The following is a 24,953-nucleotide window of genomic DNA, read 5'->3' as shown; positions in this document are numbered from 1 at the left end:
TATTCTAGTACCAATGCTAGTACTAATTTTAGTACCGAAACCTTAGAGGCGACCCCATGACCGATCAAGTTGATAACTGGCACAAACTGGCGCGCTACGATACCAATATGCAGGGTGAGCTGCACGCCAACCTACTACGTAATAACGGCATCACCGTGTCCTTGCAACCGCTCAGCGCTATCCCAGGTATGAACTCGGGTATCGTTCTCTGGGTAGAGGATACGGATTTGGTAGAAGCTCAGTGTATCTTAGCGACCATTCCAACCGATGGTGCAGCCTTACTAGATGAGATGAGTGATGCTGACTTTGATGCGCTATCTGCTGCTCAAAGCAATCCTATTCAAGGTAACTCGATAATAGACGACAATAAAGGCGGTGAACTGTAAATGTGTCAACTCTTAGGAATGAACTGTAATACCCCAACAGATATTGGCTTTAGCTTTGCAGGATTTCGCAAGCGCGGCGGGATGACAGACAGTCATGAAGATGGCTTTGGTATTGCGTTTTTTGAGCGCAGCGAATGCAGCAATAATGACAAAGCTAACGATGAGACGGCAAATGACTCAACGGGTCTGCGTTTGTTTCATGACAATCGTCCAAGCCATCTATCGCCAGTCGCCGATTTAGTCAATAACTACCCAATCAAAGCCATGAATGTCATCGCGCATATTCGTAAAGCGACGCAAGGGCAGAACTGCTTGGCAAATACCCATCCATTCGTCCGTGAAGTTTGGGGCGAGCAGTGGGTGTTTGCGCACAATGGGCAGATGAATAGCGAATTTATCAAACGCTGTCAGCGCCTACAAGACAACGGCAATGCCTCACACTGTCAGCCAGTTGGTTCAACTGATTCTGAAATGGCATTTTGCTATTTGGTCAATCGTCTAAAGAGTAGCTTTAAGTCACGCCCTGATGACAAGACACTGTTTAATTTCTTGACCACCCAGTGTCGCTATCTCTCTGCCAATGGGTTATTTAATTGCTTAATATCCAATGGTAGGTGGCAACTGGCTTATGCAGGTAGCTTACTGTTTTATCTTACGCGCAAAGCACCATTTGGTGAAGCCAAACTCGCTGATGATGATATGGCGATTAATTTTGGTGATGTGACCACAGACACAGATAAAGTCACTATTTTAGTCACCGTTCCATTGACTGAAAATGAGAAATGGCAACAATTGGCAGTCAATGAATGTTTAATTTTTCAAGATGGTGATGTCATTTATAAAGACAGTCCAAGCCAGCGTAAATTTTTGACCGTTGATGAAGGTATTGCAATTGCACGAGCCGTTGGAGCGAGTGTTTAGGGAACGATAAATAACTAAATTTTTTTAAATATAACTTCCACAACACCGTTTAAACTTTTCACCCGACCCACAAATGCACGGTTGCTTTTGGCTGACAGTCATCGCAACCGTTGGATCTAAAAAGTACCAGCGCGTATCAACGTTGGCTTTGTGTTTAGCTTTTACAAAAGTAGACAGTTCATGATGCGCCTGTATTTTTCCTGCTAAATCACCTGCATTATCTTTAGCATTAAAATAAGCCTTAAATTCAACCTGTGCATGCCTCTTACCCAGCTTTGGCTTGTGTTCTACAATCTCTAATCCTGCCCAATCTGTCTCTTTAGCCCAACTCTTAATCGCCTGAACGTCAAGCAAGCCTTGCTGCGCAGGTACTGTGGTCTTGACGATATAGTCTGGTTTCACGAGTACAAACGCACTATAGCGCGTACGCATGAGCCGTTCGGCTGTCTCCGCTTTTATACCATCTGCTTCGTCAACCTCATCATTATAAAAAGCACCATTATAAAAAGCATCATGATAAGGCTGGCAGCAGTTTTGATAGGATAGCGGAGCGTCTGCCGTCTCTGCTGTTGGATTGATTTGGCACGGGCAAGTACTTGGGTAAGATTGCATGTTTTACTCTAATTTTTGTTTGGGCTTATTCGTTTAGGCTCAATGGTCTTTTGATAACTTTATTGCAGCATGCTTTTTATTAATTCTGGCAATATACCGACCTTAAGCTGCGCCCATGCGGAAGGATCACTTAATCGTGACCAAAACACCTCAAAAGGCGGAGCGGCATATACCAGTAGCGCCAGAATAGTATATAAGAGCAAATACCACCATTTGTCTTTTGGCTGATAAAACTTCATCGCTGTACCCGATGAGCGTTTCATTTTCATATTGGACAAATTGACGCTATACAGCTCGTCCAATGACAAATGCACTATCGCGCCACCAAATAAAAACAGACCATAAAACCAACTGGTCGTCAGTGGTAGGTGCAAGCCATAATAACTTAAGCACGTCAGACCCAATCCCAGTATCGCCATATACGGCACAGAGTGGATGACGCCGCGATGCACCGTCATAGTAGTAAAAATATGAAAGACGACGTAACGCATAAAACCGTAGCCCGCCAGCCACAATACTATTAATGCCAGTAAGCTTAAATCACTCCGCCAATGCATGACCAGACCAAAGGCAAATATAAACGAGGTGATATTAAAACCGAGCTTAATCGGTGTTGAATTATCAGAATCCAAGTCTGGCAGCAACCCACCGATAGTACCAAGCGCCACGCACACCAAAAACCCTGAATCATCAATTAATCCAGCTTTATAAACCGTCAAACTCAGTGTGCCGCTGACCATAAAGGCGACATTTAAGTGGGTATTAAAATTTGCCATAAAACTCATTCATCCATAGCGCTCAAAAAGTCCTTTCGAGCGGCGTATCTAGCAGTAAAAAAGCGCACCATGATACCATATACCGTCCATACGTCTAATAGAGATAGCCTGTAAGAGAGAGCGTCTATGCCTGCCAGTGATTTACCCGCCACACTTAACTCTGATACTCATACTAAGCAGCTGCCTGTAGTAGAAGGTCAGCTTGATAACAGCTTTGCTACTATTGACTGGCAAGTGCCTTGGTTATCGCATATTACTCAATTGAGTTATATCAGCAACACGATTGAACACCTTAGTCGCTCGAAATCACAGAGAAAGAGCTTGGATGGTTCGAATGATTCAGAAGGTTTGGATAATGTGAAAAGCCCAAATAAGCACGATATAAATGCTTCTGACATCAATACGCCTGACACGATTGCCAAAGTCTTAAAAGCGGCAGTGACGCAGCAGGCTGAATATTTGCAACAGCCGTTACCGCATACTAAACCTGCCCATGGTCATGCGTCTCAAACGCTACAGTTTGTCTCTCAAAATGCATTGCCTGAAGGGGAGGCCTATGAACAATTTATCGGCACAACTGGCAATATCCCGACGCGTGATAATTTGCATGACTTGTTTAATGGCAGTATTTGGCTGACCTTTCCGAAGACTAAAGCTATGCTCAATTACTACCATATGCTAGAAATCGCAAAGCAGGGCATTAGTGAGCGTCGAGGGCGTGTGCGCGACACTATTACTGTCTTTGATGAGAATGGCGCAGTGCTAGTGACTTCTGATGCTAGTATCGGTAAGGCATTAGTCAATTTTGACTGGCAGGCAAGTTTGGTGAAGCCACGTGCTAAATGGGACAACCCAGCACAACCGAATACAAGTGCTCAGGCAGCAGTCTATATCTTTGGCCATGCACTGCTTGAGCAGTTGGTACATCCTCGCAAACCTCTATGCGCTCACAGCATTGTCATTCACGTTGCACAAGAATTCTTTACCTTATCGTTAGCTGAACGTATGAGCTATTTGGATGACAAAGTTGCCGAATACATGGACACATTATTATCCAATGATGACGTCAAACCGCGCCAGCTTGCGCCGTTACCGATCTTAGGGGTGCCACACTTTTGGGCAGAGAATGCCGATACTGACTTTTATGAAGACAGCTACGTGTTCCGCAGTGGGCGACGTAAAAAAGATAAAAAATAAATAGAAAGGGATTGCTTAAAAATAGCTCGCTAAACCATTGTTACGTTTACGATTGTGCCACGATTCGACAACGTCCAGACGTTAACAAAGCCTTGTATGTTTGTTATGGTAAAAGGGAGTTTCTGTTAATCACTACAGATATGATTATCTCTTTTGTTAACACTGACTCATATCAGGCAGTTTTGCGAAACTGCGATATTGATTCAAGACAGATCAATCATTTATTGAGCCACCAGTCATACATAAACTTATAATAATTTATGTCCAGGATTTATAACAACGATAAGGAAGCTATCATGAGTGATATTTTTGATGTAAAAGACACCCTTTCGGTTGCTGGCAAGGAACATGCCTACTACAGCCTACCAAAGCTGACCGAAACTTATGAGCATATCAATACACTACCATTTTGTATGAAAGTGGTATTAGAAAACCTATTGCGTAACGAAGACGGCGGCCAGTCAGTTGGCAAAAACCATATCGAAGCAGTTGCCAACTGGGATGCAGGGGCTGAGGCGTCAAAAGAAATCGCCTTTATGCCAGCGCGTGTGGTATTGCAAGATTTCACTGGTGTACCTTCAGTAGTCGATTTGGCGGCGATGCGTGATGCAGTGGTCGAGCTTGGCGGTAAGGCTGAGCAGATCAATCCGTTTATTCCTAGTGAGCTGGTCGTCGATCACTCTGTACAGGTCGATGCTTATGGCCGCGAAGATGCGCTAGATTTGAATGAAAAGATTGAATTTAAGCGTAACAATGAGCGCTATGAGTTTTTGCATTGGGGCAAGCAAGCCTTTGAAAACTTCGTCGTGGTACCACCAGCGACAGGTATCGTGCATCAGGTTAACCTTGAGTATTTAGCCCGTGTGGTGATGGCAGCAGACGTCGATGGTGAGCTGACAGCTTATCCAGATACAGTATTTGGTACAGATAGCCATACCACGATGATTAATGGTATTGGCGTGCTTGGTTGGGGTGTGGGCGGTATCGAAGCTGAAGCTGCGATGCTAGGCCAACCGTCTTCGATGCTGATTCCACAAGTGGTCGGGTTTGAGTTAAAAGGCAAGCTAACCGAAGGCGTCACCGCAACCGATTTGGTATTACGTGTCGTTGAGATGTTGCGTGCACATGGTGTGGTAGGTAAGTTCGTCGAGTTTTATGGCGAAGGCTTACATAGTATGCCGCTAGCGGACCGCGCTACCATTGCCAATATGTCACCAGAGTATGGTGCGACTTGTGGTATTTTCCCAATTGACCAAATGGCGATTGATTACTTGCGTCTATCAGGCCGTGATGAAGAGCAGATTGAGTTGGTTGAAAAGTATGCTAAGGCGCAAGGCTTATGGCACGATGCCGATACACCTGCGGCGACTTATTCAAGCAAATTAGAACTAGATCTGTCGTCAGTACAGCCAGCACTTGCTGGTCCGAACTTGCCACAGCAGCGTATCAATTTGTCTGATATGCATGAGAAGTTCGGCGAAACGCTAGAAAAAATGACCAAAGATCGCAAGTCAGAAGTAGAAGGCAAAGTACGCTTTGATCAAGAAGGCGGCGAGCAAGAGCAAGCTGAACACTTGGCGGCTGAACCGAATATCGAAGTTGATACCAGTGATGACAATGCAGGTTACGCGCCAGCAAATAATGTCTTCTCAAATGTCAGCATCGATGACAAACAACACAAACTACGAGACGGGTCGGTAGTTATTGCTGCCATTACTTCTTGTACCAATACTTCTAATCCAGCGGTAATGATTGGTGCAGGTCTAGTGGCCAAAAAAGCTGCTGCCAAAGGTCTTAAAGCCAAGCCTTGGGTGAAGACATCGCTCGCACCCGGTTCTAAAGTAGTCACCGACTATTTAGAAAAAACCCATCTGATGGATGAGCTAGAAAAAACAGGCTTCTATCTAGTCGGTTATGGGTGTACCACGTGTATCGGTAATTCAGGACCATTATCAGAAGAGATCGAAAAAGGCATTGAGGAAAATGATTTGGTCGCAGCAGCGGTACTGTCTGGTAACCGTAACTTTGAAGGTCGTATTCACTCGCATGTCAAAGCCAGTTATTTAGCATCACCACCGTTAGTCGTTGCCTACGCGTTAGCAGGTACAGTAGATATCGATCTGACCACTCATCCGCTAGGACAGGATCAAGATGGCAATGATGTATTTCTAAAAGATATCTGGCCGACCTCGGAAGAAATTAACGAGTTAATTGCCAACAATATCGATGCCGATATGTTCCGAAAAAACTATGGCGAAGTATTTGACGGCAGTGCAGCGTGGAACGCAATTAGTTCAGCGGATAGCCAACTATATCCATGGGATGAAGGGTCGACTTATATCAAAAACCCACCGTTCTTTGATGGTATGACTATGGAGCCAGAAGGTATCCCTGATATCGAAGGCGCGCGTATCCTAGGTCTGTTCGGTGATTCAATCACCACCGATCATATCTCACCAGCAGGTAATATCGATCCAGACTCACCAGCAGGTAACTACTTGCAAGAGCGCGGTGTGATGGAAGCAGACTTTAACAGCTATGGTTCACGCCGTGGTAATGATGCAGTCATGACTCGTGGTACCTTTGCCAATATCCGTATCAAAAACACCATGATGGGCGGTAAAGAAGGCGGCTATACCTACTACTTCAAAGATGACAGCGCTACGTTACAAGATGGCGAAGAAATGCCTATCTATAACGCAGCGATGAAGTATAAAGAAGATAAGCGTCCGTTAGTGGTATTGGGCGGGGCAGAGTATGGTTCTGGTTCGAGCCGTGATTGGGCAGCTAAAGGTACCATCTTGCTAGGCGTAAAAGCAGTTTTAACCAGCTCGTTTGAACGTATTCACCGTTCAAACCTAGTCGGTATGGGTGTGCTGCCATTGACGTTTAAAGATGGTCAAAATGCAGAGACTTACAAACTAGATGGTTCAGAAGTGCTGAGCATCACAGGTTTGGACAATGGCGAGAGTAAAACGGCCACGGTTACGGCTACACGTGCTGACGGATCGGCAGAAACCTTTGAGGTAAATGTTGGTCTACAAACGCCAAAAGAGCGCGAATATGTGCGTCATGGCGGCGTATTGCACTATGTACTACGTCAATTGGCTGCTGAGAGCAAAGAAGCAGGCTAGTAGTTAGTTAAGCTTTATATGACAAAAAGCCCAATCTCCGTCAAAGTAGGGGGTTGGGCTTTTTTATGGACTCTTCTTTTGCTTATATTTATCGTCTTTACCAATCTCAATTAGTTCAGCATATATATTTTTCAATATACTCTCTTTCACCGAAAGTTCCAAACCTACTTTATCAAACAATATACAAGTAGAAAGTATAGCGCGGTAAGCTAGTTGAAACGGATTAAAATCTAATGGTAAATCATATGATTTATATAGATTTCGAGAACCATGAACCAGGTTTGATCTGAGGTCATATATTTTGCTCAAATCACTCTTCCATCTATCTAGATCACCATGATAAGCAGCAATGGTACAAGCTATACGATTACAGAAATTATTTGTTATATCTTTATCAGATAAAGTGACTAATCTTTCCATCGCAGTGACAAGTTTAATAATTTGAGCGTTTTCATTATTATCTCTTGCTGCCTCTCCAAACCAGTAGAATGCGTCAATTAAGCGGTCAGCTAAGCACTCTTTACCGTTGATAGAGATTGCATGATTAGCAAGCTTGCTTATAACAGTTCCTATATCAGACTTTAAGTCTTCTTCGAATAAGTCCCAAAATTCCTTTAAATCCTCATTGAACGAATAGGAGCCTTCAATCCAGTACTCATCATTGCTATTAGCTATATAATGAGTAGTATCTTTATGAAAAGGATGATTTAACAGTATTATTTGATCGGCTTTATAGTGATAGGATGTGGTGAAAACTCTAATAACTCCATATATGAAATTTGCGACATTCTCTGCTCTGTGCTTACTCAGCTTACTAGAGCTCTCTGGTATAGGTATATGTAATAGACAATTGAAGCTATCTTCATTACTCTTTAAAAAGAAACGATAATGGTCATCCTCTTTTACTTTAGCGTAAATGCTATCTTTATGAATTATTTTTAAATTCCCAATATTTATTTCTTTTTCAGGGCTCAAACCAATTGCATTAAACGGAAAGAAGTACGTAATCTGCGTCCTACTTTTCTTCGCTCTTTTCTGTGCCCTCGATAGTATTTTCATACAGCCCGGTGAGTCAAAATTACCACTATTGCTTAAATGTATATATATGGAATTTCTAATTTCAATTTCCAATTCATGTACTGTTATACCTTCAATAAATCCATGCTGCCTTTTAGCTATATTTTTTAATACTCTCTGAGCAGCTGATGAAAAATTGAATTGAATTGACGTGTACTCAATTTTACCTATGTATTGCGGTGGTTCTAAAGAAGAAAACATGCAGTCCATATCATTGTCAAAATCACTTTTGTATAACTCAGGATCTAGTTTAAATAATTTATTGAGCCTTACTCCTTCAGTTATAATGAAGTTTAAGTCCTCAATATCTTGATTAGAAGCGCCCATAAATTTATACCTTAGCCGATACAGATGATCAGCATAGCTTAATTCAAATGAATAATTTAAACACTTATACTTAACCCTTCTCAGTCAATAACTTAATTCCTAGCCCCATAAATACGACACCACTTACTTTATTCATCATGGATTCAATTTTTGGATTCTCTCTTAGTTTTTTGCTGAACTTTGACGCCAACATCGCCAAACTCAAGCACCATATAAAGCCTGTGGTGGCAAAAGTCAGCCCCAACATCAAAAATGACAGCATGCCATAAGCATAACTAGCGTCGATAAACTGAGGGAAGAACGCCAAGAAGAATAAAGCGACTTTTGGATTAAAAGTATTGGTCAATACGCCTTGCTTATATATTTGCCAACCATCTACAGCCTTTTGGCTAGTCACGTCCTGCTCTTTGGATAAATTGTTTGCTATCGAGTTAGAGTTTTTGCTCGTCAGCATCTTAAAGCCTAAATAACACAAATAGCTGGCCCCAATATATTTAACAATCATAAAAGCGGTAGGGGAATTGGCAAGTAATACGGACAATCCTAGCGCCGCCAATAAAGTATGTACCAAAATACCCGAAGTAATGCCAAGAACAGAATAAAATCCTGCTGTTTGTCCCTGTGAAATACTACGGGTGATGATGTACATGCTATCCGTACCTGGCGTTAGGTTTAACAAAATAGCCGCCAAGATAAACCCCAGATAATTCTCGATACCAAACATCGCAATCACTTCCCTCTAATTACGCTAAGCCCATCATTTATAGTATGTGGCTGCACTTTATAAATATGCTTATCAGGTCGATATTAACGAGTATTAGATAGGTTGGCAATAGTGCTATCAACAGTAAGCTAGCAGCGATTAATAATAAGCTAACGACAATAGAATAGAGGATGTTGAGAAATGACAGACATAAAAAAGCCCAGTCACCGTATGATGACTGGGCTTTTTTATTGTTCGCTTACTAGTCTAATCTGATGCTAAGCAAAAGTGCTAGTAAGTGACGCCGAATAGTGGCGTCCCCAGGGGGATTCGAACCCCCGTTACCGCCGTGAAAGGGCGGTGTCCTAGGCCTCTAGACGATGGGGACGCATAGAGTGTTATAACCAGTGGTTACAACGGTACTTCACAATATCAGATAGCTTAGTAAATAAGCATTGCCTAGGTGCTGATATCGTCCTACTAGCGAGTATTTATTATTACGTTTCAGTAATACTGAGCGTTGCTATAAATAAGTATGGTGGAGCTAAACGGAGTCGAACCGTTGACCCCTTGCATGCCATGCAAGTGCTCTACCAACTGAGCTATAGCCCCTCGCTAAGAGTGTGCGTATTTTATGTAAGAGCGGCAGTCTTGTCAACCACTATTTTAAAAATAATGCATAAATATGCAAAAAAAAGTGATTTAGCCTACTTTAAAGCCTCAATAAGCCCAAATTAGCGTGGATTTTGCTTAAGTGCGATCTCTTTGATGGCTTTATCAGTATAAAACTCTTCTTCGCTACCATCAGAAAAAATAATCGCACAGCATTCAGTTGGCATATATTGACCGCCTTTCTCTCGGATCGTTCTTATACCTTTGACACCGATGATGTTATATTTGCCCAATTTATCTAGATTATGCTTGGTGTAACCACAGTAAGTGCTGTATATCCATTTTAAATCTTCGAAGTCTTGGCCCTTGGTCAGGGTCAAAGTTGCATCAAACAGTTCCTTTATGATGGCATCATAATATTTCTGTGCTTCTTTTAGGGTATTAAAGACATAGTCTTTGCTTTCTATCGTGACGGTTTTGGCGGCCATGCTTATTTCCAATTAAAATATTGAGTAAGAGGTTTTTATATTCTGAGAGTAGTACTTATTAACAACGAAAAAAGGGTCAGAGATAGCCTGACCCTTTTACATTCGACAAGTTTAGCTAGTTAACTGTTTAGTAGATCAGTTATTCAGCTTCTAAACTATTCAGCAGCAGCTAAGAAATCTGGTAGTTCTGCCGCTTGTTTCTCAAGTTTTTTCAGTTTCTTTTTACCGAGACCGCCTAATACATCAACGGCGTGACGCAAGCGAGTCAAGGTCATATCAGCACCGATAATCGCCATAGAGTTCATGACTGGCGTCGATGAGGTGCTACCAGCGATAGCGATAAAGAACGGCGCCATAAAATCACGCATCTTAATATCCAGATGAGCAGCAAGGCCTTTTAGCGTGGCATAGATGTTTTCTTCTGACCACGTTGGCAGGACTTCTAACTGCCAAAGCGCTAATTGCAGCATCTCGATAATTTGCTCAGGGGTGAGTGATTTATGAGTAAAGCTTTCAGCATTGATGTCAGGTAGGTTCTGGAAGTAGAAACCACCCCAATTAACCGCATCAGACAATAGCTCGATACGTGGCTGAATCGCCGCTGCGATAGCGGTTAGCTTATCACTGTTGCTGGCCCATTCAAGGATTTTATTCTTTAGCTCTTCAGGACTAAGCGCACGTAGCCATTCTGCATTGAGCCAGTTTAGCTTTTCGATATCGAAGATAGGGCCACCAAGCGACACACGCTGAATATCAAAGCTGGCAATCATTTCTTCTAGCGTAAACTGCTCAGAATCATTAGGCATTGAGTAACCCATACGACCAAGATAGTTTAACAATGCTTCAGGTAGCACGCCTGCATCACGATAGTAGGTGATAGAGGTTGGGTTTTTACGTTTAGACAATTTTGACTTATCAGGGTTACGTAGGAGCGGCATATGGCAAAGGGTCGGCATTTCCCAACCAAAATAATCATATAGCAGTTGATGCTTAGGCGCAGAGTTCAGCCACTCTTCACCGCGCATCACATGAGTGATTTCCATCAAGTGGTCATCGACGACGTTGGCGAGATGATACGTTGGCATACCGTCTGTTTTTAGCAGTACTTGCATATCGACTTGAGTCCAAGGGAACTCAACGGTGCCACGTAGCATGTCTTGTACCTGACAAGTGCCTTCGGTCGGTACACGCATACGAATCACGTGCGGCTTGCCCTCGCTTACCAATTGCTCAGTTTTTTCTGGTGCAAGATGAGCGCAGCGACCATCATAACGTGGAGTTTCACCATTGGCCATTTGCTCAGCACGCATAGCATCTAACTCTTCACTGGTACAAAAACAGCGGAACGCATGGTCTTTTTCTATGAGTATCTCGGCGTGCTTTTTGTAGATATCGCTACGCTCGCTCTGACGATAAGGGGCGTGTGGGCCGCCAATATCTGGGCCCTCGCTCCAATCCAGACCAACCCAGCGTAAGGCGTCCAAAATCATTTGTTCTGATTGCTCAGTCGAGCGAGTCTGATCAGTGTCTTCGATACGTAAGATGAATTCGCCGCCGTGAGCTTTGGCAAAGGCCAAGTTAAACAGGGCAATATAGGCAGTACCTACGTGTGGGAAGCCAGTTGGTGATGGGGCGATACGCGTACGTACAGGGCGCGTGCTGTCAGTAGAGGTTTGCATGATAAAAGTCTCAAAGTTTGCTATCGATATAAGCTATTAGTATAAATAGCGATGAAAGATATGAAGTCGATGTTAAGAAATAGCGTAAAATATAGCGCTAGTATAACAGAGACACGTGATATTTTTAATGAAAAGCCCTTCTAGTGCTTGACTACAGGTGTATCCTTGCGATAATAATGCTAAGCAAGTCATAACTTGTTTATTTTCATCTAATTACTGGCCAGTACGGTCGTCATCTATTGAGTTGTTTGTGTGCCTATCAAAGTCTAAGCCAAAATCGAAAGCCAGTCCTTCTGCCGCCGCTGATCTCTCTGAGTCAGTGTCCAATCCTTCTGTTATAAAGGATGCGTCTACGCAAGATGTCGATCTGGATGTTACTCACGCCCGTCATGAGGGCGAGATCACGTCTGATGAATTAAGTTTTGTCCATGATGCGGTGCTGCTGCAAGAGACTGTCGCTGCGGTGCTCGGTGTAAAATCCTTGCCCAAGCAAACAGAAGGTGACCAAAATAGCTTAAATATAAGTGGTATCTACGTTGATGCGACTTTTGGTCGTGGCGGCCATAGCCGACTGCTATTAAGTCAACTCGCCGATGACGCAACACTGATTGTCTTTGACAAAGATCCGACAGCTATCAGCGTGGCGCAAGAGCTGGCAACCAAAGACAGCCGTGTGCGTGTGGTTCACGATAGTTTTGCGACGTTGACCGACAGTCTGGCTGCTATGGGCATCACTGAAGTTGATGGCTTGATGGCGGATTTGGGCATTTCATCACCGCAGATTGATGATGGTAGTCGCGGCTTTAGCTTTATGCGTGACGGGGCAGTAGACATGCGTATGGACACCAGTCGTGGCCAGTCAGTTGCCGAATGGCTTGAAACAGTCGATGACGAAACGTTGGCCAATGTGCTTTATGAGTTTGGCGAAGAGCGTCATAGCCGCCGTATTGCACGCGCTATCAAACAGATGGAAAGCTACGAGTCTACACTTGAGTTGGCAGAAGTGATCAAAGTAGCGCATCCTAACTGGCAACGGGGTAAACATCCAGCGACGCAAAGCTTTCAAGCCATGCGTATTTTTATTAATAATGAGCTGGGCGATGTTGACGACTTTTTAGCGCAAAGCATTCCTATCTTAAAGTCGGGCGGACAGCTTGCAGTGATTAGCTTTCACTCACTAGAAGATCGCCGCATCAAGCAGTTTTTGCAGCGTCATAGCAAAGGGCAGTATCCAGAAGACGAAAACTTGCCAATGCCGCCCAATCGTCCACGTTACTTTAGCAAGCCAAAACGTGTTGGCCCAAGTAAAGCTGAGACGAGTCAAAACCCGCGTGCGCGCAGTGCATGGTTGCGTATGGCAACTCGCACCGACACAGCTTATGAGCAGACAACAGGGTTATAGAAGAACATCACGACGCCACAAGTCATAGTCGAATATGATTAGTGAGTTGCCTGAGGTTGCTAATATTTGTCTAAATGATGCGCAAATGTCCTAATGGCTACGCCACTGTTAAAAATCTGTAAATATTGTCTGTTAGGCTCAGCAGTTGATTTTTATCTGCATGATAGTTGCATGGCTTTATATGTAGTACAGCCATGCAACGTGTTTGGTTTGATACTTATCAATGGTATGACCGAATAATGACACGTTCATCTTTCGCAATCCGTTATCTACTTTATCGTTTACGTTCACCTTTTTGAGATCGTCATGGCAATATCTGACAAACCTGCGAATCGCCGCACTGCTACACCTTATAATACCGATGTCGGCGAGCTGTTCGTGCGCCGGTTTAATGTGGTGAGCATTTATGTGGTCGTGCTACTGCTATTGGCAGCCACGATTGTATGGAGTGGTATCAAAACTGCCGAAGAAGTTCAGCAATATCATCAGGACTACAAAACCTTGCAAGACATGAAAAAACAAGAACGTAAGCTACAAGTAGAGCATCAGCGTCTATTGATTGAGCAGCAAACCTTTAGCGCCACTCCGCAGATTGCCAGTCGAGCGGTTGCTGAATTGGGTATGTATTCGCCAACATTAAAGGATAAGCTGATTATTCAGCCTGGTGTTGCGACTGCATTGGTGCCAGTGGTTACGGAAGACTCAGATGAAGATATGTCTGACGTTATTGGGCCACGTGCCTCTACCGACATCTCTCCTGAAGAACCAGCGACGGAGGCAGGACAATGAGTGAGAAAAAGCCTAAATCCACCGCAAAAAACACTAGCAAAAAACCAGCCAGCGGCAAGGTAACCAAACCTCTCCGCCGAGCCAGTGCTGCTAAGTCTGGTCAAACAAGTAGCAAGCCCGATAAAGCTACAAGTAATCGTAAGGCCAAACTATTCGGACGCATCAAAAAAAGCGATACCCAAGGGGCTTACACCAGTGTAAAAAACCGCAAGAGAAAAATGGTTTTTTCGAGCAAAGCGTCAGGTGCTTCTGCTCTCGGTGGTTTCGAACAAGACAAAAACCGTTTTCGTATGGTCTGGGGTCTAGCGCTGGTCATATTAGCGCTATTGATTAGCCGCGCCTATTATATTCAGGTTGCCAACGCACAGTTCTATCAAGACAAAGGCAATGAGCTCATTACCAGTGAGCGCACCCAAAAATCTTATCGCGGTATGATTACCGACCGTAATAATCTACCGCTTGCAGTCAGTGCGCCGCTCGCGACTGTTTCGTTTAGTCCACATGATTATTCTCGTGAATATTACGAGCTAAAGCGCATTATCATTACCAATCCTAGCAGTCCACAATTACAGGCGCGTATGCAAAAGCGTCTGGATAATATGGACCTGACAAAGCTAGCCGCTGCTGCCAATATCTCGGTCGATGAGTTGAAAAAAGTCACGGCCATTGATGACAGTATCGATGTGACCGATGAGAAAGCGGTAAAAGCTGCTTTGCCATCTGGCGCAGGATCGCACTATTTGCCACTGCTTAATAAGGTCACACCTGAGATTGCCCAAAGCGTCAGTTCGCTTGATTTCCCTGGCGTCTACGAAAAGAATTTCTTTCAGCGTTATTATCCGCAGCCACAGTCTAATGCGCAGCTGCTGGGCTTTATGGGTCAAAACGCCAAAGATCCTGAAGGCGGTTACGAAGGCCGTGCTGGTATTGAGCGTCAGTACGAAAAAGATCTGGCAGGTGATGACGGAAAAGTACTGGTTCTAAAAGACGCCAAACAAAACAGCCTAAAAGAAATCAAACAGATCGAGCCAGAAGTACCTGGCAAAGATGTGGCATTAACGATTGATTCGCGCTTACAGTATTTGCTATATAAAGAGCTAGAAAAGGCTGGGCGTTTGCAAAAAGCACGTTGGTCAACGGGTATGATCGTTGATGTGCAGACTGGTGAAGTGCTGGCACTATCAACATGGCCGTCGTTTAACTCGAACAACCTTAATGAGATGACGGGTGAAAATCAGCGTAACCGCGCACTGTTAGATGTGTTCGAGCCAGGTTCGGTGATGAAACCGTTTACCGTGGCGGCAGCGCTAGACTCGGGCAAATATACGCCAACGACTTTGATTGATACCAATCCTGGTTCGATTCGCGTACGTGGCTATACCATTCGAGATCATAACAATTTAGGTATGATTAACATGGCCACGCTATTACAGAAATCCAGTAACGTGGCCTCCACCAAGATTGCGCTATCACTGCCAGCCGATGCTATTAGTAATATGCAACGACAGTTTGGCTTTGGCTCAAAAACACCTTTGCAGTTCCCAGGTGAGGGCAGTGGTTTAATCGTTACGCCAAAAGAGAAAGAAACCTCGCGCCGCGCGACGGTCAGTTATGGTTATGGTCTACAAGTGACATTAGCACAGGTTGCACAGGCGTATTCAGCCCTAGCAGCAGGTGGAGTCATGCATCCATTAACTTTAATTAAAGATGATAAGTCGCAGCCAAGCAAACGCATTATGGCGCATGAGCAGGCAATGTCTATCGTACAGATGCTCGAGAGCGTGACTGAGCCTGGTGGTACGGCAAAAGCCGCTGCCATTGACGGGTATCGCGTGGCAGGTAAGACGGGTACGTCACGCCGCATCAATCCAGACGGTGGTTACTATACGGATCAGTATCGTAACGTCTTTGCTGGCATGGCGCCTGCATCCAATCCAAAGCTGGTAGGCGTAATGCTTATCGAAGACCCGCGCGGTCAGATTTATGCTGGTCTAACGGTCGCCCCTGTCTTCCATAATGTAATGAAAGAAGCATTGCGATTGTATAATGTGCCTTTGGATAAGCCACTAAAAACGGAAGCGCAGTAAGCGTTCAATTATTTTAAATGTCTAGTTCTACTGAGCTGACACGTTTTAACTGTTTAGGATTTATCTATGACTATATCATCGCTAGATAGCGCTACTGTTACTTTACAACAGCTTATAGATGCCAATAAAAGCCAGCAGCAAAAACTGGCTGAGAAACTTACAGCGATGATAGAAACATCGATTCAGAAAGTATTCAAGCAGGCAGAGTCAGAACAAGCTCAATCTACTGCCCATATCCCATTTCAGCAGTTTCGCTTAGACAGTCGTCAACTGGAAGCGAACGACGTATTCGTCCTTCTAAAGAGTCAAACAGCCAACCCTCAAAAAAGTCGCGACTATTTACGGCAAGCCGCTAAACAAGCCGCGTTTATTCTCTCAGAAATTGACCCTAGTGTTTTACTTAGCGAAGCAACAAATCCCTCAAATCCCAGTAGTGAACCGCAGACAGATAGTATTGCTAATGCACCTCAGCAACTAGCAGCATTACCATGCCCTGTCTTATATGTTCCTAACATTCGCGACTTTTTGGGTAGCTTAATTCAAGCGCGCCTGCAATATCAGCAGCCAGTGACTCTACCGACCGTGGTTGCGGTGACTGGTACGAATGGTAAAACAACCATCAGTCAATTAGTAGCACAGCTTACTCAATTGATGGGTCAGAGTAGTGCAGTGATGGGTACGGCAGGTAATGGTAGACTTGGCGCTCTGGTGCAAGCCAGCCATACCACGGGCGATGCGTTAGCTGTCCAGCAGTTCCTATATCAGATGGGAACAGAGCAAGCAGAAGTATTAGCATTAGAGGCCAGCTCTCACGGGTTGGACCAGCAACGTCTACAAGGTATGCCAGTCACTGTAGCGATTTACACCAATTTGAGTCGTGACCATTTAGACTATCATGCCGATATGGCAGAATATGCCGCTGCCAAAGCAAAGCTGTTTGATAAAGCTCATTTTCCAGATTTGACTCATGCCATTATCAACATCGATGATGAGCACGCTCATGTTATGTTAGATACGGCAAATGCTAGCGACTTGACGGTATGGACGTACAGTTTGGATTCATCAAAATCTGCTACTTTTGTAGCCGCTGATATCTCACCGAGTCTGCAGGGTGTAAAAATTAATCTGCGTACGAATTTTGGTGATGAGAAAGCTGACAACATAGAGATTATCAGTCCATTATTAGGTCGCTTCAATGTAGCCAATTTGCTCGCAGCGATAGCAGCCGTCGTAGCACTTGATGTTGACTTGGCTATAAATATTGAGCGTATTGCGCCTGCTGTTGCACAGTTGCAAGGTGCGGTTGGGCGTATGCAGCGTGTACCGTCAAATGATGGCTGCTTTATCGTTGATTATGCGCATACTCCAGACGCTCTAAGCCAAGTGCTGGCAAGCTTAAAAACCCACTGTAAAGGTCAGCTTTGGGCAGTATTTGGTTGCGGTGGAGATCGTGATGCAGGCAAGCGACCGTTGATGGCACAAGCAGGTCTGGCAGGTGCTGATCAAGTTGTTCTGACTGCGGATAATCCACGTACCGAAGACCCAAATGTAATTTTGCAAGATATGCAGGCTGGTATGACAGTTGAGCAATATCAACGAACCCATATTGAACCTGCCCGCCAAACCGCTATTGAGTATGCAGTTAGTCACTCAGGTGTAGATGATATCGTTGTCATCGCAGGCAAAGGTCACGAAACCTATCAAGAGATTAATAACGTCCGCTATGATTTCGATGACAGTGTTGTTTTGCAGCAGGCATTGAATCAGACGGGACGTGTGTAATTGGTTGGCTCGCGTTACATGCATTAGTAAAAATTGATCATTAAATATAAAAATTAAGTAGTCATCATATAAGGTAATCATTATGACAGCCGACACCGATAATACTGCCCAGTCGCAAGGGCTCTATGTCTGGCAAATGGACAATCTGCTCGCAGCGACCACGTCGCTCGATGGGCATTGGCAACTACCACAAGGCCATGGAGCAGAACAGACGGCCTTGTCCAGTAAACGTATAGCCACCGATACCCGTACGATAAAGCCAGGCGATATATTTTTGGCGCTAAGCGGCGATAATTTTGATGGTCACGATTATATCGACACAGCAATATCAAAAGGCGCTGTTGCCGCTGTTGTCTCGCATCCTATTTCGTTGTCCGGCCCAAATGCTATTCCGCAATTGGTGGTCAGCGATACCCGTTTGGCGCTAGGTCAATTAGCAGCGTATCGTCGTCAGCAGCATACAGATTTGACTGTAATTGCTATTACGGGCTCTAGCGGCAAGACCACTTGCAAAGAAATGCTTGGCAGTATTTTTGGTAGATTGGCACCGACCTTGATCACTCGTGGTAACCTCAATAACGATTTGGGTGTACCAATGATGCTGCTTGAGCTATCAGATCATCATCGCTATGCTATTTTAGAGTTGGGTGCAAACCATATTGGCGAGATTGCTTATACGACTGAAATCGTTCAGCCTGACGTGGCCTGTATCTTAAACATCGGTACAGCGCATTTGGGTGAGTTTGGTAGCCGTGAAGGTATCTGCCAAACCAAAGCAGAGATTTACCATACGTTGACGGACGCGCAGTTTGCGATTGTTCCTGATAAGGATGATTTTACCAATCAGCTACGCCGTATCGCTGAAAAGCACACCTCACATGTGATTGGCTTTGGTAATACGGATGTAAGCGCAAGCCATCTAGACGTAGAGCCTGAACGTAGTGAGTTTAAACTACATATTGGTAACCAAATCCATGATATCAACTTGCCATTGGCAGGTGAACACAATGTCAATAATGCCTTGGCTGCTGCTGCCTGTGCGTATGCGCTAAATATTGAAGTGAGTGACATCGTCATTGGGCTAGAAAATGCGCGTCCCGCTAAAGGTCGTTTAAATAGCCAAATACTTGGTATGCATCGTCTTATTGATGATACTTATAATGCTAACCCGCATTCAGTGCGTGCCGCTGCCAAAGTATTGGCTGCGCAAACAGGTACGCAGGTCATGGTACTGGGCGATATCGGTGAGCTAGGCGAGGCGGCTATCAGTGAGCATCAGAGCTTGGGCCGTACTATTGCGACCACAGGTATCAACGTGCTGCTTTGTGTTGGCGAATATGCTCCTTATACCGTTGCGGGTGCGCAAGAGGTATCTGATATCAGCGCTCATGCTTTCGCCGATAAAGACAGTTTATTACAGTATTTACAGCCGTATTTGCAAGCGCAACAAGCTAAGCCTTGTACTGTGTTGTTCAAAGGCTCTCGTTCCATGGGAATGGAAACACTTATTCATGCGCTAGTAGAGGAGTAGGCGGTGTTAGTTTGGTTGTTCGGCTGGCTTGGCCAGTATTATACGCCGTTTTCTGCGGTTTCTTCGTTGACGCTGCGAGCATTGCTTGCAGTTGTTACCGCCCTTGTATTTAGCATGATGTTTGGTGGCCGTGTCATTCGGCACCTACGTTCGCTCAAATACGGTCAGGCCATTCGTAACGATGGGCCTCAATCGCATTTGGCCAAGACTGGTACGCCAACCATGGGCGGGGTATTGATCCTCAGTGCGATTGGCATATCGACGCTGCTGTGGGCACGACTAAACAATCCTTATGTTTGGATTTTGCTTGTGGTTATGGTTATCTTCGGCGCCGTAGGTTGGGCTGATGATTGGCTAAAAATTAAGTACAAAGATCCAAAAGGCTTAATAGCTCGCAAAAAGTATTTTTGGCTATCTATGGGTGCGTTATTTGTCGGTGTTTCTTTGTACTATATTGCCACGCTACAACCCGATATCAACACCACGCGTGAGATGCAGGATCTGCTATTGCCAGTATTCAAAGACTGGATGATTCCATTTTCAGCAGTGCCATTTGGTATTGGCTTTATCATCTTTACCTATTTTGTGATTAATGGTGCTTCTAACGCAGTCAATCTAACCGACGGTTTGGATGGTTTGGCGATTTTGCCAGTCGTTCTCGTCGCTGCAGGTTTGGGCGCGATGGCTTATGTATCAGGCGATGTACGCTTTGCTGATTACTTGCATGTACCTTATATTCCTTATAACTCCGAAGTCATCATCGTCTGTGGCTCAATGGTCGGAGCAGGCCTTGGTTTCTTATGGTTCAACGCGCATCCAGCACAAGTCTTTATGGGTGATGTTGGCGCGCTAGCATTGGGCGCGATGCTAGGTACTATCGCCGTGATGACCCGTCAAGAGATTGCCTTCGCGATTATGGGCGGTTTGTTTGTCGCAGAAGCGCTATCGGTGATGTTGCAAGTTGGCTCGTACAAACTGCGCAAAAAACGCGTCTTCCGTATGGCACCGCTGCATCATCATTTTGAGGAAATTGGCTGGAAAGAAACACAAGTGGTGGCGAGATTTTGGATTATTGCTATTATCCTTGTCATCCTTGGGCTAATGACGCTAAAACTGCGTTAAGCTATAACCGCCGAATATCTATATAGATATCAATTTGCAAAACTCCAAAAAGCCGTTTCAATCATGATTGAGACGGCTTTTTGTCGCTCAAGACACATGAATTTTGTTAAAATGCGAAGCATATTGCTATCACTTTGAGATGCCCGTGTCGTTATTTATTTGTCCACTTTGTCAGTCACCGCTACAGCCCGCTGCAGATACTTGGCGCTGTGATGGTAGTTTGCACCCTAAGCAGACTTCACATCCCTTTGATGTAGCGCGTCAAGGCTATGTCAACCTGCTGCCAGTACAACAAAAAAAGTCCAAAGCACCTGGGGACAGCCAAGAATCTATCGATGCGCGTAAACGGTTCTTGAATCATGGGCACTATGCCTTGCTCCAAAAACTAATTAGTCAAAAAATGACAGAGTTGCTGTCTAACGATGAGTTCATAAACGAGCAAGATAGCAAGCCAGTCAATTGGCTTGATATTGGCTGCGGTGAAGGTTACTACACGCAGGCAATGGCACAAATGAGCTTGAATGTTATAGATACGCTTATAGCCGCTGACATCAGTAAGCCTGCAGTGGTTGAGTTGGCTAAAGTAAGCAAAGCGATAGGTCGTCTCTGGTATCAGCCGCGCCAAGAAGATACTGCCAAAACGACAGCGGTCTATCCATTAGTGACCAGTGCTGCACATTTACCATTACGCCCGCACAGTATGAGGGGTATTAGTAGTATTTTTAGCCCCATTTTGCCCGAGGCATTTGATAATGTATTGATGGATGGTGGCTATCTGATTATTGCCAAACCTGATGTTAGGCATTTGGCAACGATGCGTGATGCGCTATTTGATGATGTGCGTGAGCATGATTCTGATAAATTTTTGCAAGAATTGGCACCATATTTTACGTTGGTTGAGACCTGCCGTGTCAGTACAGAGCTGACGTTATCCGCAGAGGATTTGGCTGATTTGATGACGATGACACCTTATGCGTACCGTGCCCGCAGCGAAAAAAGGCAAGCACTACTGGCAGCAGTAGAGAAAGAAGCATTTAGCACAGAGGCAAAGTTTGTGGTTTATATTTTGCAGAAAACGTCTGTTTAGCACATTTAGCACATTTAGAGCATAGCAGTATGGGGTATTGCTATGCTCGTTTTAAACATTAGCCATTAACTCCTAATGAGTTAGGTTTTTCGAATACCAGAAATATTGATATCAGGAAATTTGGCTTAACCGTTTCCGTATTTGCACTCTTTATCAATCAGCTAGTCATTCGCGTTTTTATAAATATCTTGTTTACGATGCTTACCGATAAAGCCTAAATACGCTGTCATTTAACCAAACATTACGCCAACACCTAACATGCCTTTGATCACGCATACCCTCGTAACAATCGCAACCTTTCTTCAAGTTTCATAAATCTACTTAATACTAGAATCATTTATCATTCTCTTTGTCGATAGAGTAAAGCTTTATCACGATAGTTCATTTAACACTAAATGCATTATCTATAACTACTCTAAATATGAATTCAAAGGAATAAAATGATGAAAAAGATACTAGTTAGCTCGATTCTAGCCGTTACTGCTTGTTTGTCGATGGTTGGTCAGGCCAATGCCGCGCCTAATTTTGATAAGCATCATACAGCTCAGGTACAGCATCAAAAACACAGCAGCAATAAAGAGAGTAATAACTATAAGCATGCCAAAGCTAAGGCAGCAAAGTCATATCACAAAGCGAAAATAGTGGCTGCTAAACATAAAGTAACAGCCAAAAATGTTCATGCTAAAAACAGCAATACTAAAAACAGCCACAACAAAAACAATCATGATAAAAACAACCATGATAAAAACAACCATGATAAAAACAACCATGATAAAAACAACCATGATAAAAACAACCATGACCGTCGCTCATAAAAATACGATCCTACCATCCAAAAATAGCGCCTTAATTAGGCGCTATTTTTTTGTTCTTATATGACACTATTGAGCGTTACTAGTTGAGCAAATGCTACTGACTGATAAATGTCATTGATTTGGATGTACCGCTTTTATTAGGCTGAGTGAGTGTGACCTTACTACTCAAAACATCGCCTTTGGCATTGATTTTATAGCATTCTGACGACGTATCTGCAGCACCAGAAGTCAAAAGCAGATTACCTGAGGTTTTTATACAGAGCCACGCCGTGTTATTTGTATCTTGTGTGAGTGACCAGTCCTGCTTATAAGTGGCGGTTTTCTGACGCATACTACTGTCAGCATATACGTTTTCAGTGATGAGCTGATTTGAGTCGCCTACAGTAGCCATTTTAGGGATACTAGTCGTTTGTTTAGCGATTGAATACTCACCCGTACTATCCGTAAAACCATGGAACACCAATGGGTCTAGCGTAAAATAATTGATAGCGACTGACTGATCCGTAATCTGCTGATTCACTGTGTTGATTGTGCTGACTTCTGCGCCTTGTACCATTCTATTATTAAAGCGCATGCTGCCTTTAGGGGTTGTTTGAATATCTGCGGCTACGCTTTGTCCGCCGACAGTAGCGATCAGTTTTTCACTACGTTGTTTGGTATAGATATTGAGTAGGGCAGTCTCAACTGGGTATTGAGTGACTACGTTATCAGAGCTATTATTTTGATTGGTATTACCTGTTGCCATGCCGCCCATGCCAGTAGCGCAAGCACTCAATCCGAGTCCTGCTACGATACACATTCCTAGTGTTTTCATCGTTGTATCCTTTAGTTTATTTAAATAAATACTACCGATATCTACTATAATCCAATTTTTGGACAATGGCATCTGCCGAGTATCAGAGACCCTATTGTGATTACATTTTTGTACGGTATAGCAATGATGGTAAATATAGATACAAAGCTAGATTGAATGCCACAGGAAAACTCAAAGCCTTTTCGTATAAGGGTCTAGGAATAAAATTAAGCTGATAATAAAACGAATCGTAATAGAGTATCGACTCATTTTATGAGTCACTCTCAGTCCATGGTACGATTTTTTAGCTTGGTCAATAAACGTATTATTCGATTATATATATTTATTAGATTCATACAGCACACGGAGTTAAGGCTAAACTGAAATATTTCAGACAGCAGTAGAGGATGAGTATAGACTGAAAGTCTTACTGTTAAACTGTTAAAATATATAAAGAATATTTAGGAAAGGGTAGAACAAGATAGAAAAGCTGAGGTTTTACTTAAGCAGAATAAGATTGGCGGTGAAGGAGGAAGTCAAACTAATAGGCTAGGTTATTGATTTTATTGTGTTTATATATTTTTTACTGCGCATTAGACCACCAAATAGACCAACAGCATTATAGTGTTGGATACAAAGCAAATAATAGGATTTATCTCATAATAAATTGTATCAATATATTTACCAACAAATATATTGATACCGTTATCTCTAACTACAACGATCTGAACTCTTGAGCGCTTTCAAGTATTTCATTAGTATTTTTGTCATAGAAATCTAATACAATACCGTTTATTTTATAAGGAGCAGAAGAGTTTGACATGGAAATCTCATCATATATGAATTCGACATAAACTTTTCCTGCCATTCCTAACTCTTTCTTATCTATTAGGTCTTGTATTTTTTCGGCTTTTTCTCTGCTACTAACATATAGCTTACTCATACGTATATAATAAGGCTCATCAAGAACATGCTGGTATTTAGTTATTTTCCTACCATCTATGTCCTCTCTTGTCTCTAAGTTGATTGATATACTATTGACACCAAATAATGGAAAGTACTGCCCGTCAATGCTATAGCTCTTAAGTGGAGGCTCATTATTGTTATAGTCCGTTGCGATAGCTGTGATTAACTTCTTATCTTCTTCTGCTACCTCATCATAGTGAGGATAATAATAGTCATCATGATCTATATCAAAAACGAATTTTCTATTATCTCTAATAGAATTACCGTAATTTTGTGCTTCTTGATAAGTGCTTTCAGTAATATCTTCTCTTTTAAAGGGATTGTCACCTACTTCACCAAACCGTCTCTCGTACTCATCATCTCCTAATGCAATACGACTTATGATATTTTTGTCATTATCATCTAGGTCATCAGTTAACAAGCTAACCACTAATAATTTATTAAGAAAGTCATTTGTATCCTCTACGTTATAATCTGGAAATTCATTATACTCTTCAAAATCAAAACTAGATTTTACTTCGTCATAAATGTATTCTTCAGAAATATCAGCTTCATTAGCTATAAAGCCAGTATCAGCTTCATTATCTGAGCATGATGTTAGTAGAAGTATTGAAGTTAACATTAATAGTTTTTTCATAAATTTCTCACTAATACTGTACTTGATTGA

Annotated in this window: 20 protein-coding genes and 2 tRNA genes; 12 read left to right on the top strand and 10 right to left on the bottom strand. The window is 43.3% G+C overall.

The features are described 5' to 3' along the window. The first annotated feature begins 56 nt into the window (after nucleotides 1–56). Entirely contained in the window at nucleotides 57–386 is a 330-nt protein-coding gene (locus CXF69_RS14480; RefSeq protein WP_227522960.1) for a hypothetical protein, read from the top strand. Continuing rightward, nucleotides 387–1,307 carry a class II glutamine amidotransferase gene (locus tag CXF69_RS05565; protein ID WP_101205983.1) on the top strand — a complete coding sequence of 307 codons (921 nt, stop codon included), beginning with the start codon at nucleotides 387–389 and terminating at the stop codon, nucleotides 1,305–1,307. 24 nt (nucleotides 1,308–1,331) lie between these two features. Here CXF69_RS05565 and CXF69_RS05560 read toward each other — a convergent pair whose 3' ends face one another. Both CXF69_RS05560 and CXF69_RS05555 read right to left on the bottom strand, forming a co-directional pair. Further along, complete coding sequence (locus CXF69_RS05560; protein WP_102078389.1) at nucleotides 1,332–1,919, bottom strand: YchJ family protein; 588 nt, start codon at nucleotides 1,917–1,919, stop codon at nucleotides 1,332–1,334. Nucleotides 1,920–1,978: 59 nt separating this feature from the next. After that, complete coding sequence (locus CXF69_RS05555) at nucleotides 1,979–2,695, bottom strand: metal-dependent hydrolase (protein ID WP_102078388.1); 717 nt, start codon at nucleotides 2,693–2,695, stop codon at nucleotides 1,979–1,981. Between the two features lie 126 nt (nucleotides 2,696–2,821). On the opposite strand from CXF69_RS05555, the gene CXF69_RS05550 reads away from it, so the two are divergent. Then, a complete protein-coding gene (locus CXF69_RS05550) occupies nucleotides 2,822–3,892 on the top strand; it encodes a DUF3025 domain-containing protein (RefSeq protein WP_102078387.1) in 1,071 nt (356 codons plus the stop codon). Nucleotides 3,893–4,188: 296 nt separating this feature from the next. Continuing rightward, a complete protein-coding gene (locus CXF69_RS05545; protein WP_102078386.1) occupies nucleotides 4,189–7,026 on the top strand; it encodes an aconitate hydratase in 2,838 nt (945 codons plus the stop codon). A gap of 63 nt (nucleotides 7,027–7,089) precedes the next feature. Here CXF69_RS05545 and CXF69_RS05540 read toward each other — a convergent pair whose 3' ends face one another. From CXF69_RS05540 to gltX, 6 genes are all read right to left on the bottom strand, one after another. Beyond that, nucleotides 7,090–8,430, bottom strand: coding sequence for a HEPN domain-containing protein (locus CXF69_RS05540; protein WP_102083163.1), 1,341 nt, complete (start codon nucleotides 8,428–8,430; stop codon nucleotides 7,090–7,092). A 70-nt stretch (nucleotides 8,431–8,500) separates the two neighbouring features. Then, the gene (locus CXF69_RS05535; protein WP_102083162.1) at nucleotides 8,501–9,154 is read right to left on the bottom strand and encodes a LysE family translocator; all 654 of its coding nucleotides are present in this window, start codon (nucleotides 9,152–9,154) and stop codon (nucleotides 8,501–8,503) included. A gap of 291 nt (nucleotides 9,155–9,445) precedes the next feature. Continuing rightward, nucleotides 9,446–9,521, bottom strand: a tRNA-Glu gene (locus tag CXF69_RS05530). Nucleotides 9,522–9,669: 148 nt separating this feature from the next. Continuing rightward, a tRNA-Ala gene (locus tag CXF69_RS05525) sits at nucleotides 9,670–9,745 on the bottom strand. A gap of 122 nt (nucleotides 9,746–9,867) precedes the next feature. After that, the gene (locus CXF69_RS05520; RefSeq protein WP_102078770.1) at nucleotides 9,868–10,233 is read right to left on the bottom strand and encodes a hypothetical protein; all 366 of its coding nucleotides are present in this window, start codon (nucleotides 10,231–10,233) and stop codon (nucleotides 9,868–9,870) included. A 155-nt stretch (nucleotides 10,234–10,388) separates the two neighbouring features. Then, a complete protein-coding gene (gltX, locus tag CXF69_RS05515; protein ID WP_102078769.1) occupies nucleotides 10,389–11,915 on the bottom strand; it encodes a glutamate--tRNA ligase in 1,527 nt (508 codons plus the stop codon). 397 nt (nucleotides 11,916–12,312) lie between these two features. Here gltX and rsmH point away from each other — a divergent pair, with 397 nt between their 5' ends. From rsmH to CXF69_RS14305, 8 genes are all read left to right on the top strand, one after another. Beyond that, nucleotides 12,313–13,314, top strand: coding sequence for a 16S rRNA (cytosine(1402)-N(4))-methyltransferase RsmH (rsmH, locus tag CXF69_RS05510; protein ID WP_228706742.1), 1,002 nt, complete (start codon nucleotides 12,313–12,315; stop codon nucleotides 13,312–13,314). 306 nt (nucleotides 13,315–13,620) lie between these two features. Further along, on the top strand, nucleotides 13,621–14,103 hold the full coding sequence (locus CXF69_RS05505; RefSeq protein WP_057762053.1) for a cell division protein FtsL: 483 nt from the start codon (nucleotides 13,621–13,623) through the stop codon (nucleotides 14,101–14,103). Continuing rightward, complete coding sequence (locus tag CXF69_RS05500; protein ID WP_102078767.1) at nucleotides 14,100–16,190, top strand: peptidoglycan D,D-transpeptidase FtsI family protein; 2,091 nt, start codon at nucleotides 14,100–14,102, stop codon at nucleotides 16,188–16,190. Before CXF69_RS05505 ends, CXF69_RS05500 begins: the two co-directional genes overlap by 4 nt. Nucleotides 16,191–16,256: 66 nt before the next feature. After that, nucleotides 16,257–17,972: a UDP-N-acetylmuramoyl-L-alanyl-D-glutamate--2,6-diaminopimelate ligase gene (locus tag CXF69_RS05495; protein ID WP_102078766.1), complete on the top strand. Its 1,716-nt coding sequence runs from the start codon at nucleotides 16,257–16,259 to the stop codon at nucleotides 17,970–17,972. Between the two features lie 82 nt (nucleotides 17,973–18,054). After that, nucleotides 18,055–19,503: a UDP-N-acetylmuramoyl-tripeptide--D-alanyl-D-alanine ligase gene (locus tag CXF69_RS05490; protein ID WP_102078765.1), complete on the top strand. Its 1,449-nt coding sequence runs from the start codon at nucleotides 18,055–18,057 to the stop codon at nucleotides 19,501–19,503. Nucleotides 19,504–19,506: 3 nt separating this feature from the next. After that, the gene (gene mraY / locus CXF69_RS05485; RefSeq protein WP_101205970.1) at nucleotides 19,507–20,625 is read left to right on the top strand and encodes a phospho-N-acetylmuramoyl-pentapeptide-transferase; all 1,119 of its coding nucleotides are present in this window, start codon (nucleotides 19,507–19,509) and stop codon (nucleotides 20,623–20,625) included. Between the two features lie 139 nt (nucleotides 20,626–20,764). Beyond that, the gene (locus CXF69_RS05480; RefSeq protein WP_102078764.1) at nucleotides 20,765–21,712 is read left to right on the top strand and encodes a putative RNA methyltransferase; all 948 of its coding nucleotides are present in this window, start codon (nucleotides 20,765–20,767) and stop codon (nucleotides 21,710–21,712) included. Nucleotides 21,713–22,155: 443 nt separating this feature from the next. After that, nucleotides 22,156–22,527, top strand: coding sequence for a hypothetical protein (locus tag CXF69_RS14305; RefSeq protein WP_180952663.1), 372 nt, complete (start codon nucleotides 22,156–22,158; stop codon nucleotides 22,525–22,527). 94 nt (nucleotides 22,528–22,621) lie between these two features. Here CXF69_RS14305 and CXF69_RS05475 read toward each other — a convergent pair whose 3' ends face one another. Continuing rightward, nucleotides 22,622–23,341, bottom strand: a complete 720-nt coding sequence (locus CXF69_RS05475) for a hypothetical protein (RefSeq protein WP_102078763.1) — start codon at nucleotides 23,339–23,341, stop codon at nucleotides 22,622–22,624. Between the two features lie 694 nt (nucleotides 23,342–24,035). Beyond that, nucleotides 24,036–24,923 carry a hypothetical protein gene (locus CXF69_RS05470; protein ID WP_102078762.1) on the bottom strand — a complete coding sequence of 296 codons (888 nt, stop codon included), beginning with the start codon at nucleotides 24,921–24,923 and terminating at the stop codon, nucleotides 24,036–24,038. Nucleotides 24,924–24,953 lie beyond the last annotated feature (30 nt).

This window comes from Psychrobacter sp. Choline-02u-9, from assembly GCF_002836505.1.
In the GTDB taxonomy this organism is placed as follows: domain Bacteria; phylum Pseudomonadota; class Gammaproteobacteria; order Pseudomonadales; family Moraxellaceae; genus Psychrobacter.
Note: the sequence above shows the minus strand (reverse complement) of the source record. Positions and strands in the feature narration are given on the sequence as shown.